This window comes from Sinosporangium album (genome assembly GCF_900100605.1).
GTDB lineage: Bacteria > Actinomycetota > Actinomycetes > Streptosporangiales > Streptosporangiaceae > Sinosporangium > Sinosporangium album.
Map to the genome: position 1 here is coordinate 1 of NZ_FNCN01000017.1, position 13,234 is coordinate 13,234.

The 13,234-nt window shown below is 69.8% G+C and carries 13 protein-coding genes; 4 read left to right on the plus strand and 9 right to left on the minus strand.

Features of this window, described 5'->3' with window-relative positions; translation table 11 throughout:
• On the plus strand, positions 1 to 434 hold a 434-nt coding region (locus BLQ73_RS32515), incomplete at its 5' end, for a hypothetical protein (protein ID WP_176955529.1).
• 167 nt (positions 435 to 601) lie between these two features.
• Complete coding sequence (locus tag BLQ73_RS18190; RefSeq protein WP_176955530.1) at positions 602 to 1,588, plus strand: tetratricopeptide repeat protein; 987 nt, start codon at positions 602 to 604, stop codon at positions 1,586 to 1,588.
• Positions 1,589 to 2,056: 468 nt separating this feature from the next.
• Here the strand turns inward: BLQ73_RS18190 and BLQ73_RS32520 are convergent, their stop codons facing one another.
• From BLQ73_RS32520 to BLQ73_RS18220, 6 genes are all read right to left on the minus strand, one after another.
• Positions 2,057 to 3,019, minus strand: coding sequence for a DUF11 domain-containing protein (locus tag BLQ73_RS32520; protein ID WP_176955531.1), 963 nt, complete (start codon positions 3,017 to 3,019; stop codon positions 2,057 to 2,059).
• Positions 3,020 to 3,228: 209 nt separating this feature from the next.
• The gene (locus tag BLQ73_RS18200; RefSeq protein WP_093171677.1) at positions 3,229 to 4,209 is read right to left on the minus strand and encodes a malate dehydrogenase; all 981 of its coding nucleotides are present in this window, start codon (positions 4,207 to 4,209) and stop codon (positions 3,229 to 3,231) included.
• 152 nt (positions 4,210 to 4,361) lie between these two features.
• Positions 4,362 to 5,690: a serine/threonine-protein kinase gene (locus BLQ73_RS18205; protein WP_093171678.1), complete on the minus strand. Its 1,329-nt coding sequence runs from the start codon at positions 5,688 to 5,690 to the stop codon at positions 4,362 to 4,364.
• A gap of 262 nt (positions 5,691 to 5,952) precedes the next feature.
• Positions 5,953 to 7,167 (minus strand): NADP-dependent isocitrate dehydrogenase, encoded by a 1,215-nt coding sequence (locus tag BLQ73_RS18210; protein ID WP_093171679.1) that lies wholly within the window; start codon positions 7,165 to 7,167, stop codon positions 5,953 to 5,955.
• 128 nt (positions 7,168 to 7,295) lie between these two features.
• The gene (locus tag BLQ73_RS18215) at positions 7,296 to 7,571 is read right to left on the minus strand and encodes a DUF3017 domain-containing protein (protein WP_176955532.1); all 276 of its coding nucleotides are present in this window, start codon (positions 7,569 to 7,571) and stop codon (positions 7,296 to 7,298) included.
• Complete coding sequence (locus BLQ73_RS18220) at positions 7,568 to 8,689, minus strand: citrate/2-methylcitrate synthase (RefSeq protein WP_093171681.1); 1,122 nt, start codon at positions 8,687 to 8,689, stop codon at positions 7,568 to 7,570. The genes BLQ73_RS18215 and BLQ73_RS18220 overlap by 4 nt, the downstream gene beginning before the upstream one ends.
• Positions 8,690 to 8,869: 180 nt before the next feature.
• On the opposite strand from BLQ73_RS18220, the gene BLQ73_RS18225 reads away from it, so the two are divergent.
• Entirely contained in the window at positions 8,870 to 9,526 is a 657-nt protein-coding gene (locus tag BLQ73_RS18225) for an FHA domain-containing protein (RefSeq protein ID WP_093171682.1), read from the plus strand.
• Between the two features lie 42 nt (positions 9,527 to 9,568).
• Here the strand turns inward: BLQ73_RS18225 and BLQ73_RS18230 are convergent, their stop codons facing one another.
• The 3 genes from BLQ73_RS18230 to purN form a co-directional block, all read right to left on the minus strand.
• A complete protein-coding gene (locus tag BLQ73_RS18230; RefSeq protein WP_093171683.1) occupies positions 9,569 to 10,417 on the minus strand; it encodes a bifunctional methylenetetrahydrofolate dehydrogenase/methenyltetrahydrofolate cyclohydrolase in 849 nt (282 codons plus the stop codon).
• Positions 10,418 to 10,512: 95 nt separating this feature from the next.
• Positions 10,513 to 12,060, minus strand: coding sequence for a bifunctional phosphoribosylaminoimidazolecarboxamide formyltransferase/IMP cyclohydrolase (gene purH, locus BLQ73_RS18235; protein ID WP_093171684.1), 1,548 nt, complete (start codon positions 12,058 to 12,060; stop codon positions 10,513 to 10,515).
• Positions 12,061 to 12,107: 47 nt separating this feature from the next.
• Entirely contained in the window at positions 12,108 to 12,716 is a 609-nt protein-coding gene (purN, locus tag BLQ73_RS18240; protein WP_093171685.1) for a phosphoribosylglycinamide formyltransferase, read from the minus strand.
• A gap of 98 nt (positions 12,717 to 12,814) precedes the next feature.
• On the opposite strand from purN, the gene BLQ73_RS18245 reads away from it, so the two are divergent.
• On the plus strand, positions 12,815 to 13,234 hold the full coding sequence (locus BLQ73_RS18245; protein WP_093171686.1) for a hypothetical protein: 420 nt from the start codon (positions 12,815 to 12,817) through the stop codon (positions 13,232 to 13,234).

The following is a 13,234-nucleotide window of genomic DNA, read 5'->3' on the forward strand; positions in this document are numbered from 1 at the left end:
TCCTGACCGCCTACACCTTGGCGGCGGAGATGTCGGCTCGTGTGGAGGTCGCGGAGGGGGGCGGGCTGCGGGTCGCCTTCACCGGTGAGGCGGCTGCGCCCGCTCGTGCTGACTGGCTGGTCGCCGAGCTGGTCTCGCGGTCGCGGCTGTGCCTGGATCAGGTGGGGAGCGCATCCGCCCCTGCGGTGGAGTGGACGGAGAGCCCGTATGTGCCCCGGACATGGCGCGGATTCGTGGGGAGGGGCCGGATCAAGGCGTTCACCGCCGTGGTCTTTCCCCGGACCGGGGCACAGGCCGGATACGTCTCGCTGCATACGCACCTGCCCGCCCCCTGCGGCGGCACCTGGCCTGAGGAGACCCATCCGAGCCTGGGGGCCGTCCGCAAGCGCGCTGAGCAGATAGCGCGCCTGTTCCTGTGGCACCTGTCGGGCTGATCGACAGATCAAGGTTCCCGGTGAGGGCTTGGGCGTTGGTCTGCCCTTGCCGGGTGCGCCCCCGGCGGTGAAGTGAGTCGCTGCCGGGGGCGCTGCACGGCATGAAAGCACCTGGTCACTTGGGGCGGCACGGTGTCGCCCCTTCGGGAAGGGAAGAGGGGAAACCCGTGCCGGATTTCGCGATCAAGGGGTATGAGCTGCTCACCGCCGCGACGCGGATGGACCTGGTGGTGCATCCGGGCCGGTGGCGTGTGAGCGACCTGTACGAGACGGTGACCGATCAGGAGGCGGCCTTCGCCACGCGGCGTGAGGCTCTGGACTGGGGCCGCTCGGAGTGGCCCGTGCTGACGGCGGTGGTCTTCAGGGCGCACGTGCGCGGCTCGTTCGATCTGTCCTGGCAGATGGCCGAGGCGCTGTGGGGTCTGATCCTGTACACCAAGCCCCGTGAGTGGCTGGGGGTGTATGAGGCTGGTGCGGCGTCGGCGCGCAAGGGGTCGGTACCGCTCGCGCTCCCCCGGATGCTGCTGGGGCAGTCATCGGCCCTTCAGCACGCCGGTCGCGCCAATGAGGCGATAGACCTCGCGGAAGAGTCCCTCGGTCGTGCCCGGGATCTCGGGCACCCTCTGAGCGAGGCCGCAGCGCTTGCGGCTCTAGGCGGCCTGTACCTGCGCGATCAGCAGGGGAAGGGTAGCGCGGCGGAGCTTTTCGAGGCGGCTCGCGACATCCACCGGTCCGAGGGGCGTCCCCGGGGCGTGGCCTTGATGACGCGCTACCTCGGAGAGACGGCGCTCAAGCTCGGACGCGCCGATGAGGCCGCCGACAGGTTCACCGAGGCGCTCGGCCTCTTCGCGGCCGAGGGTGACGATTACAACACCGCGCGGGTCAAGACATTGCTGGGGCAGATGCACCTTGCCGGGTCCCGTCCGGATGAGGCTCGGACGCTGTTGGAAGAGGCGCTGAAGACCGCCGCACAGATCGGCGCGGCGCATCAAGAAGCGACGATAAGGCTCGGCCTGGCCGATGTGTGCGAGGCGACCGGGGACACCGAAGGAGCGGCCGAGCATCTGGAGGCGGCGCTGAGCGGCCTTTCGGAGATGGGAAGCGCGAAGGCCGATGCGGTGGCGGCCCGTCTGGAGCGGCTGCGCGCGGCGTGAGGTGTCCGGCGGGAAGGGTCCTGGCCGCTCTTCCCGCCGGTTCATTCGGCATGACCATACGAAACGATCGAAGGGTTTTCCTTGTCGGCGGGGGGACCGGCCGGAGGCCGCACGCCCCCCGCAAGGGCAGGGGTAGGGCCGCTGCGGCGGCGCGGCGCGCCGCCGCCTTGATACATATAAGGACAATTCGGCAATTTTCGTTGCGCCTGGTCAGACTGGTGCACTGGCCTGTGGCGGTTGTGTCGGGGCCCGGCGTGAGGCGTCGCCGTGAAGCCTTCAGGTCAGCACGCGGCCTTGCCGGGTTAGTTACCCCTATGAAGGCTTGAGCACTGAGGAGCGCAGGGAGCGAAGCGACCACAGCGACGAGGGAAAGCACCGGACCAAGAGCCCCCTCGCCGCGCGCCGCAGGCGCGCAATCAAACACAGCCCCCTCGCCGCGACGCGAAGCGTCGCCATTAGAGCACTCAATCAAATGCGGAGGGTGGCTTTGGCCTGGTTGTCGGCCGGGCGCCGGTCGCCGAGGGATGGGGAGTGGACGGTGGCTTTGACGGTGGCTTTGACGGTGGCTTTGATGGAGGCGGCTCGGGGGTGGCCGGGGGCGGCGAGGAGCAGTTTGAGCCGCGCTGGGGTGCCGGGGCGGAGGGTGGGGAGGCGGCAGTCGAGCCGGGCGCCGGCTGTACGGCAGCGCCCGCCGGTGGCCTGCACGAGTTTGGCCTGGGGTCGGCCGTCGAGGGTGGTGCGGAGTTGGACGTGCGCGTCGGGGACGTTGCGCGGGCCGCGGTTGGTGATGGTCATGGTGATGCTGATTGCGCGGCGGCTGGGGGTGGCGTGGGGTGAGAGGCGGAGGGTGAGGTCGGCGCCTTCGTCGACGGGTGTGTCGACGCGGGCGGTGTTGTTGGCGGGTTTGTCGTCGTGTCCGGTCGTGGTGAGGGCGGCGGTGGCGTGGAGGGGGCCGCGGGCGCCGTGCCGTACGAGGCCGGTGATGGTGACGCCGCCGCGGTCGCCTGCGGGGATGTCGCTGCTGGAGGGGCAGATGACCTCGTTGAGCGTCGCGCCGGGCCGACAGGTGGCCACGTTGACGCCGATGACGGTCACTTGGGTGGGGATTTTCACGGTGAGTACGGGGAGTACGGCTGCGCCGGGCCCGGCGTTACGCACTTCGACGTAGTAGGTCACCATGTGTCCGGGCTGGGCGGTCGTGGGGGTGGCCGACATGGCGACCGACAGGTCGGCTGAGGCTGCGGCCCGCTTCTTAGGCGGCCCGGAGGCGGTGCCGACAGGCGCCTCGGAGGCGGTGCCGGCAGGTTGCCCGGTGGTGGCGCCGCCGGGCGGCTCGGTGGTGGCGCCGCCGGGCGGCGTGACGACGACGAAAGCAGCTATCAGTGCGGAGAACACAGCTCCGGCGGCGACCCGCGCCGACACACGCCCCATGACCACTAAACCCCCGGGTTTCCAATGCTCAGTGAGCATTTTCATCCGGTTCGGGGGGCGCGATCAGAAAGCCGTGTCCGACCAGGTGAGAGTCATCTGCCCATTTTGACCGACCGATGACCAACGGCCGGTCGTACCGGTCGCCGGAGACGGCGAGGGCCCCGCGTTCCCCGGTTCGGGGAGCGCGGGGCCCTCAGGGGCGAAACCCCTCAGATCAGGTTGAGCGCGCGCACCGCGTCGCGCTCCTCGACCAGCTCGCCCACCGAGGCGTCGATGCGCTCGCGGGAGAACTCGTCGATGGACAGACCTTGGACGATCTCCCAGCGGCCGTCGCGGGAGACGACCGGGAAGGAGGAGATGATGCCCTCGGGCACGCCGTACGAGCCGTCGGACGGGATGGCGGCGGAGGTCCAGTCACCTTCGGGGGTGCCGTTGACCCAGTCGTGGACGTGGTCGATGGCGGCGTTGGCCGCGGAGGCGGCCGAGGAGGCGCCGCGGGCCTCGATGATGGCGGCGCCGCGCTTGGCGACCTTCGGGATGAACGTCTCGCGCAGCCAGGCGTCCTCGACCAGCTCGGCCGCGATCTTGCCGCCGACCTCGGTGTGGAAGAGGTCGGGGTATTGCGTGGCGGAGTGGTTGCCCCAGATGGTCATCTTCTTGATGTCGGTGACCGACACCTTGAGCTTGGCCGCCAGCTGGGACAGCGCGCGGTTGTGGTCGAGGCGGGTCATCGCGGTGAAGCGCTCGGCCGGCACGTCCGGGGCGGCGGCCTGCGCGATGAGCGCGTTGGTGTTGGCGGGGTTGCCCACCACGAGCACGCGGATGTCGTCGGCCGCGTGGCTGTTGATGGCCTTGCCCTGCGGGCCGAAGATGCCGCCGTTGGCCTCAAGCAGGTCGCCGCGCTCCATGCCCGCGGTGCGGGGCCGGGCGCCGACGAGCAGGGCGACGTTCGCGCCGTCGAACGCCTTGTCGGCGCTGTCGGTGATCTCGATGCCCTTGAGCAGCGGGAACGCGCAGTCGTCGAGCTCCATCGCGGTGCCCTCGGCCGCCTTGAGCGCCGGAGTGATCTCCAGCAGGCTCAGCGTCACGGGAACGTCGGCCCCCAGGAGCTGCCCTGAGGCGATCCGGAACAGCAGCGCGTATCCGATCTGTCCAGCTGCGCCGGTGACGGTTACCTTGACGGGAGCCATGACCTTCCCCCAACTTTGAGCGGGATCCGATTGTGTCAGGGCGGATGCTACCTTCCCGCCCCGGCGGGCCGACGACCGGGATCGCCTCCTGCGGCCTCGCCTGACCAGTCGCCTGATCCGGCCGCGACCGCCGATCGCCCTTTCGGGCCGCCCTACCGGAGGGTGGAGGCGAGCGCCGCCACGACGAGCGCCGCCACGATCAAGGCTAGTACGGCGACCGCCGTCCAGAGGACGGCGGGTCGGCGCCGCGCCTCCGCATGCGGCTGTGCGGGCGGCTCCGCATGCGGCTGTGCGCCCGCCTGTGCGGGCGGTTCCACATCCGGTACGGCGGCGCCGTAGCGCGACATGGGCCCCGCGACCTCGGCAGGCAACCCTGGAGTCCCATCTCCCCGGGAAGAGCCCGCAGTGGGCGACGGGCGGCCGGGCAGAGGGGTGTACGGCCGGCGCAGGGGCACCGTCGGCGGCGCCTTCGAGCCACCGCCGTCGACACCGGCTCCCCCGGCCCCCTCAGTTCCCGCGGATCCCTCACTGTCCTCGGTCTCCCCGGTCCCCTCGGCTTCGCCGTTCTCCCCGGCGTCGGGACCGGACGGCAGCGTGTCGCGGTGCGGCTCGCGCCGCTGGGGGGTGGCGACGCGGACCCCCTGGGTGAGGACCGCGGGAGAGGCTCCGCCGGTGTCCGGACGGCCGAGGAGCCGCAGCAGGACCTGGTCGGCCGTGGGCCGTTGGGCGGGGTTTTTGGCCAGGGCGGCGGTCACCGTACCGCGGAGGGGTTCGTGCAGGTGCGAGGTATCGACCTCGTGATTGAGGATGCGGTTGAGCACCGACGCGATCGAGCGTCCGCCGAACGCCTCCCCGCCGGTCGCCGCGAACATGATCGTGGCCCCCCAGGAGAACACGTCGGTGAACGTCCCGGTCTCTCCGCCGGAGACCTGCTCGGGCGCGAGGTAGGCGGGGGTTCCCACGGCCCGGCTGGTGATCGTGTGGGTGTCCAGCAGCCGCGCTATACCGAAATCGATCACTCGGGGGCCGTCTGCGGCCATGAGCACGTTGTCGGGTTTGAAGTCGCGGTGGACGATCGAGGCGTGGTGGATGGCGGTCAGCGCGGTGGCGGTGCCGATGGCCAGGCGGTCGAGGGCGGTGCCGGTCATCGGCCCGTCCGAGGCGACGGTCGCGGCGAGGGATCGGCCGTCGATGAACTCGCTGGCGATGTACGGCGCGTCGCCGTCGATGTCGGCGTCTACGACTCGGGCGGTGCAGAACGACGCGACCCGCTGGGAGGCGCGCAGTTCGCGGGCGAACCTGGAGCGTGCCTTGGCGTCTCCCCTGAAGGCGATGTGGAAGAGCTTGACGGCGACCCGCTCGCCGGCGTCGCCCTCCCCCAGGTAGACGACTCCTTGTCCGCCTTCGCCGATGCGTCCGGTCAGGTGGAACCGGCCGAGACGCCGCGGATCTTCGGGGATGAGGGGCGTGATCTGCGGCATTCCCACCCCCTCACGGGCTTTGTCCTCGCCTTGAGCGGCATCGTGCTGTACCAGTGAACCTTAAGGCCCGGCAGTCCGCTCCCCATATGGCAAGCGCGCGAACTATGCAGCTCGCGAGCTATGCGAGCGATGCGAGCCATGCAAGCACTCGAGCGCGCCAGGCCGGGAAGGTTCCCGGCCTGGCGCGCTCGACGTCGTGCCCTGCGGCGTGGATCGCGCCGTGTCAGGTGCGCCGCGCCGTGTCAGGCGCGTCAAGGCCGTGTCAGGCCATCTTCTTCTGCAGGTTCTCGTCCAGCGCCGCCAGGAAGTCCTGGGTGGTCAGCCACGCGGCGTCGCCGCCGACGAGCAGGGCGAGGTCCTTGGTCATCTGGCCGCCTTCGACGGTCTCGATGCAGACCTGCTCAAGCTTCCCGGCGAACTCGATCACCGCGGGGGTGTTGTCGAGCTTGCCGCGGTGCTGAAGGCCACGGGTCCACGCGAAGATCGAGGCGATCGGGTTGGTGGAGGTGGGCTTGCCCTGCTGGTGCTGGCGGAAGTGGCGGGTCACCGTGCCGTGCGCGGCCTCGGCCTCGACGGTCCTGCCGTCGGGGGTCATGAGCACCGAGGTCATCAGGCCGAGCGAGCCGAAGCCCTGGGCCACCGTGTCGGACTGGACGTCACCGTCGTAGTTCTTGCAGGCCCAGACGTAGCCGCCCTCCCACTTGAGCGCCGCGGCGACCATGTCGTCGATCAGGCGGTGCTCGTAGATGATGCCGGCGGCCTCGAACTCGGCCTTGAACTCGGTCTCGTAGACCTCGGCGAAGATGTCCTTGAAGCGTCCGTCGTACGCCTTGAGGATGGTGTTCTTCGTCGAGAGGTAGACCGGGTAGTTGCGGGCCAGGCCGTACCGCATCGAGGCGCGGGCGAAGTCGCGGATGGACTCGTCCAGGTTGTACATCGCCATCGCGACGCCGCCGCCGGGGAAGTCGAACACGTTGAGCTCGACCGGGTCCGACCCGTCCTTCGGCGTGAAGGTGAGGGTCAGGGTGCCCTCGCCGGGGACCTTGAGGTCGGTCGCGCGGTACTGGTCGCCGAAGGCGTGGCGGCCGACGACGATGGGCTTGGTCCAGCCCGGGACGAGCCTGGGGACGTTCGACATGATGATCGGCTCACGGAAGATCACGCCGCCGAGGATGTTGCGGATGGTCCCGTTGGGGGACTTCCACATCTTCTTCAGGCCGAACTCCTCGACCCGGGCCTCGTCGGGGGTGATGGTCGCACACTTCACGCCCACGCCGTACTGCTTGATGGCGTTGGCAGCGTCGATGGTGACCTGGTCGTCCGTGGCGTCGCGGTGCTCGATGCCGAGGTCGTAGTACTTCAGGTCGACGTCGAGGTAGGGAAGGATGAGCTGGTCTTTGATGAACTGCCAGATGATCCGGGTCATCTCGTCGCCGTCAAGTTCGACGACCGGCCCCTCTACCTTGATCTTGGGCATACGTGTGGTTCCCCTTCATGAACTGAAAATGACCGGAAGTCCCATTGAGGCTCACTGGCCGTTGAGGCTACCCGACCGGTGTGACCCACCTGTGATGCGGCTGCCCGCTATCGGTGGTCCGTCGTCCCTTAACGCCGGTAGAACATCAGGAACAGCACGGTCACCACGATCATGCCTCCCAGCACCGCGGTGGTCGCCGCGTCGTACCCGCGCCCGCGGACGGCGAGCCGCCCCGCCGCGCGGTCGCCGCGCAGGAGTCTCAGCGCCGCCGCGAGCAGCAGGGACACCGCGATGAGGATCGCGCCCGGCATCGGATAGCCGAAGCCGGCCACACCCACGCCGATGACCGCACCCGCCAGAACCAGCGGGTACGGTCCCCATGTCTCATCTCCGCGGCGGCTCACCGCTCGTCGATCGGTATCCACTTCTGGTCACGCTCACCGATGTATTCACTGTCTGGACGAATCAGACGATTGTCGGCATGCTGCTCGATCACATGCGCGGTCCAGCCCGACATTCGGCTGACCGAAAAGACTGGCGTAAACAAGTCCGTCGGAATACCAAGGTAGTGGTACACCGTCGCGGCGTAGAAGTCGACGTTGGGATAAAGCCTCTTCTCCGTGAAGACCACCTCCTCCATCTCCTTGGACATGCGGTAGAACGTGTCGTCGCCTGTGGACTCGCCCAGTTCTGCCGACATCTTGCGCAGGTGGGTGGCCCGCGGGTCCTCGGTCTTGTAGACGCGGTGGCCAAAGCCCATGATCTTCTCGCCCGCGGCCAGCTTCGCGCGTACGGCCTCGGCCACCCGGCCCCGGTCGATCGACTCGAGTGTCCGCATGACCTGCTCGTTCGCGCCGCCGTGCAGGGGGCCCTTGAGCGTGCCGATCGCGGCGACGATCGCCGAGTGCATGTCCGACAGCGTGGCCGCGCAGACCCGCGCCGCGAACGTCGAGGCGTTCATCGTGTGGTCGGCGTGCAGCACGAGGCAGGCGTCGAAGATCTCGATCTCGCGCTGGGACGGCGTGCGGCCCGTGATCTGGAGCAGGAAGTTCGCCGCGATGCCCAGCTCTGGGTCGGGTTCGGGTACGGCACCGCCGGATCTGGCCGCGTGATATCGGGCAACCAAAACGCCCTGTTGAGCGGTCAGCCGGGCGGCTTTGCGCAGGTTGGCGTCGGAGGCGTTGTCGGCCTTGTCGGGGTCGTCGGCCCCGGCCAGGGAGACCAGGGTGCGCAGGGCCTCCATCGGCTCCTGCCTGCCCGCGATCTCCGCGATGTCGGCTTCGACCAAGGCGCCGAGCGTCCTGCCCGCGGCGAGCTCCGCCCGATAGTCGGCGAGCTGCTCGGCGGTGGGGAGCCGGCCTCGCTGCAGCAGGTGGGCCGCTTCCTCGAACGTCGTGCGGCCGGCCAGGTCGTGGATGTCGTAGCCACGGTAGGAGAGGCGACCGGCCTTGCCGTCGATGTCGCTGAGCGCTGTGGACGCGGCTACGACGTCGGCGAGTCCTTTTGTGGGGTTGTCCGCCATGAGCACTTCCTCCGCTTTCTCCGCCCGAAGTCTACCTGTGAGCAGGCAAAATCAACCGAGGAGGTCCAGACCAATTTCAAGCAGGATTCTGCTGGAGGCAAAGGAGATTCCCTAGCGCATCGTTTGGGTAAGCCGGAGCTGTAGCGACAGTAACGGCGGGCTACCTGGGGAGGAACTGCCGTGGAGGGGCCGTTCATTCGCATCGAGGACACAGGCGAGGTTGTCCCGTTGCGCCCCGAGATCACGACGGTCGGGCGAGGTCGCGGTGCTGACATTCGCCTGACGGATCCGAGTGTGTCCAGGCTGCACGCTGAGCTTGTTCGACGAGGACCCTATCTCTACGTCGTGGATCTCGGTCTGTCCCGCAACGGCACGCGGGTCAATGGCAGACCGATCGCCCGAAGGGTGCTCGACGACGGCGACGTCGTCTCCTTCGGCGCGGCGCGCTGCCGCATCGGCGGTGTCCCACGCGAGGACTTCGCACCGGAGGTCGAGCTCCGCCGCGCCGCGGCACCCGAGCTGACCCGGCGCGAAGTCGACGTGTTGACATCGCTGTGCCGACCGGCGCTGTCGGACGAGGCCTTCGTGGCCCCGGCGACGGCGCGGGAGATCGCCGACGATCTGGTGGTGACCGAAGCCGCGGTCAAGCAGCACCTGCTGCGGCTGTACCAGAAGTTCCGGATCCCGGAGGGCACCAACCGGCGCACCCGGTTGGCCAACGAGGTCGTGGCGCTCGGCCTGGTCAGGCCCACACCCGTGGTGCCACCGCAGCGTTCGCCGAGCAGCGCGGCGCCCACCGAGGGACACACGGCGGCGGGCAGCCGCCGTGCGTCCTGAACGTGGGCCGGACCGGGTTCGAATCCGGCCGGAAAACCACCGCTAAAGCGACCGCTCGGCTGCTTCGACCACGTTGGTCAGCAGCATCGCCCGGGTCATCGGGCCGACCCCTCCGGGGTTCGGCGCGACAAACCCGGCCACCTCCTTGACGTCCTGCGCCACATCACCGGCGATCTTGCCGTCCACCCGCGACACGCCCACATCGAGTACGGCGGCGCCAGGCTTGACCATCTCCGCGGTGATCAGGCCGGGGACACCCGCCGCCGCCACCACGATGTCGGCGTTGCGCACGTGTGCGGCGAGGTCGACCGTGCCGGTGTGGCACAGGGTCACCGTCGAGTTCTCCGACCGCCTGGTCAGCAGCAGGCCGAGCGGTCGGCCGACGGTGATGCCGCGGCCCACGATCACGGTCTCGGCGCCCTTCAGCGGGACACCGTACTCCTGAAGGAGCACCACGATGCCCCTCGGCGTACACGGCAGAGGGGCATCGACCATGTGGACCAGGCGGCCCAGGTTGACCGGGTGCAGGCCGTCGGCGTCCTTGGCCGGGTCCATGCGCTCGATCAGGGCCTGCGCGTCGAGGTGGCGCGGCAGCGGGAGCTGCACGATGTATCCCGTGCACGCGGGGTCGGCGTTGAGCTCGTCGATGACGGCCCCGACCTGCTCCTGCGTGGCGGTCTCCGGCAGGTCCCTGCGCAGGGAGGCGATGCCGACCTCCGCGCAGTCGCGGTGCTTGCTGGCCACGTAGATCTGGCTGCCGGGATCGTCACCCACCAGAATCGAGCCCAGGCCCGGCCGCACACCCCGCTCCGCGAGGGCGGCCACCCGCTGGGCGAGGTCGGCCTTGATCTTCGCTGATGTCGCTTTGCCGTCGAGAATCTGCGCGGTCATATCGGCGATCCTTCCAAATGATCACCGGGTACGGCTCGCGCCCCGTGAGGCGACGGCCGTACCCGAGCGGCGTCTGTGGGCGAGTCCCGGTGGACTCAGTGGAAGAAGTGACGGGTTCCGGTGAAGTAGAGGGTGATGCCTGCCCGTTCGGCCGCGGCGACGACCTCGTCGTCGCGCACCGAGCCGCCGGGCTCGACGATCGCCGTGACCCCCGCCTCGGTGAGGACCTCAAGCCCGTCGGCGAACGGGAAGAAGGCGTCGGAGGCCGCCACCGAGCCGCTCGCGCGGTCACCGGCCCGCGACACCGCGAGCCGGGCCGAGTCGACCCGGTTGACCTGCCCCATGCCCACCCCGGTGGTCGCGCCGTCCGCGGCCAGCAGGATCGCGTTGGACTTGACCGAGCGGCACGCCCTCCAGGCGAAGGCGAGGTCGGCCAGCACCTCCGGGGAGGCCGGGGAGCCCACCTTGAGCTCCCACGCCGCCGGGTCGTCGCCGGGGGCGTCGACCCGGTCCACGCTCTGCACGAGCAGACCGCCGTCGACGCGCCGCTGCTCGATCGTGTTCGCGGGCCCCTCCGGGCAGACCAGCAGCCGCAGGTTCTTCTTCGCCGTGAGTACGGCGAGGGCCTCGTCGCTGAAGCCGGGAGCCACCACGACCTCGGTGAACACCTCGGCGATCTGCCGGGCCAGCTCGGGCGAGACCTCGCGGTTGACGGCGATGACCCCGCCGTAGGCGGAGACCGGGTCGCAGGCGTGCGCCTTGCGGTGGGCCTGCGCCACGTCCTCTCCGACGGCGATGCCGCAGGGGTTGGCGTGCTTGATGATGGCGGCGCTCGGCTCGCTGAAGTCCCATGCCGCGCGCCACGCGGCGTCGGCGTCCACGTAGTTGTTGTAGGACATCTCCTTGCCGTGAAGCTGCTCGGCCCCGGCCAGCCCGCCGGAGTCGGCGGAGTAGAGGGCGGCTCGCTGGTGGGGGTTCTCACCGTACCTGAGCACGTCGCGGCGCGTCCACGAGGCGGCGATGAAGGCCGGCCAGTGGGTGTCGTCGGCCGGAGCGTAGCTGCTCGCGAACCAGGACGAGACCGCGATGTCGTAGGTCGCGGTGTGGGCGTAGGCGGCGCCGGCGAGGTCGCGCCGCTCGGTCTCGGTGTAGCCGCCCTCCGCGACCGCGCTCAGCACGTCGCCGTAGCGGGCCGGGTCGACCACGACCGCGACCGTGCCGTGGTTCTTGGCCGCCGCGCGGATCATGGCGGGGCCGCCGATGTCGATCTGCTCGACGCATTCGGCGTCGGACGCGCCGGAGGCCACCGTCTCGCTGAACGGGTAGAGGTTGACGACGACGAGTTGGAAGGGCTCGATCTCCAGCTCGTCGAGCTGCTTGACGTGGGCCGGGTTGGAGCTGTCGGCGAGGAGGCCGGCGTGGACCCGGGGGTGCAGGGTTTTGACCCGCCCGTCGAGGCATTCGGGGAACCCGGTCAGCGATTCGACCGGCGTCACGGGCACGCCGTACGAGGCGATCTTCGCGGCCGTGCCGCCGGTGGACACGATCTCGACCCCCGCGGCGTCCAAGCCCCGGGCGAGCTCCTCCAGCCCGGACTTGTCGTATACCGCGATGAGGGCACGCCGGATGGCGATGCGGGTCACGTGGTGATCCTTTCTCTGGTCAGGTTGTGGCCGGCTCGTGTGCCGGGTCATGCCAGGCGAACCTCGCGGCCGGTCACCGTGAACCCCTCGCGGGCCATGCGACCGACGGTTTCGACGAGCAGGTCGCGCTCGACGGTTTTGATGCGCTCGTGCAGCGAGTCCTCGTCGTCGCTGGGCAGCACCTCGACCGCGGACTGGGCGATCACCGGGCCGGTGTCGACCCCCGCGTCCACCAAGTGGACGGTGCATCCGGTGATCTTGACGCCGTAGGCGAGCGCGTCGCGCACCGCGTGCGCGCCGGGGAAGGAGGGCAGGAGCGCGGGGTGGGTGTTGACGATGGTGTGGTCCTTGAGCACTCTCGGCCCGAGGATCTTCATGAAGCCGGCGGAGACGACGAGGTCGGGCCGGAACCCGGCGATGCGCGAGGCGAGGGCCTCGTCCCAGGCCGCGCGGCTCTCGTGGTCGGTCACGCGTTCGACGAAGGTGGGCACCCCCGCGCGCTCGGCGCGCGCCAGACCCTCGATGCCGGTGCGGTCGGCGCCCACGGCCACGACGGCCGCGCCGTACGCCTGGTCGGACGCGGCGTCCAGAAGGGCCTGTAGGTTGGTGCCAGAACCGGAGACAAGTACTACAAGCCGAGCGGCCTGGCGAGACACGACGCACTCCTTATTCAGGGCAGACTGGTCAGCACGGTGAGGACAACGCAGCAGCCAGGGTATCCGCCCGCTCGCGGCGACGACGAAGAGGAGGCCTGGTGACGACACCGGTCCAGATTCCTACCGGACCGAGGCCCGCCGAGGAGACGGGCCGTCGCGCTCTCCTGCTGTCGCTGGCGGCGTTGGCCCTAACGTTCGCCCTGCCTTTGGCCGGAGTCGCGATGGCGCTGCTGGCGCTCGGCGCGGCGAGCCGGGCCCGCACCGCGCTCCGCGCGGCGGGCAAGCCGAAGACCACCGCCCTGGCCGGGTTCACGATCTCGGTGGTGGCCTTGGTGCTGTCGGCGTCGGCGACGCTCTTCCAGGTCTACTTCGGCGACCAGCTCCTGGCCTACAGCGAGTGCCTCAAGGGCGCCGGCACGATCAGCGCGCAGCAGCAGTGCTTCTCCCAGTTCGAGGCGGCGATGAAGGCCAAGTCGCCGTTCGACATCCAGTGGGCGCTGCGCTCGCTGGCCCCCTGA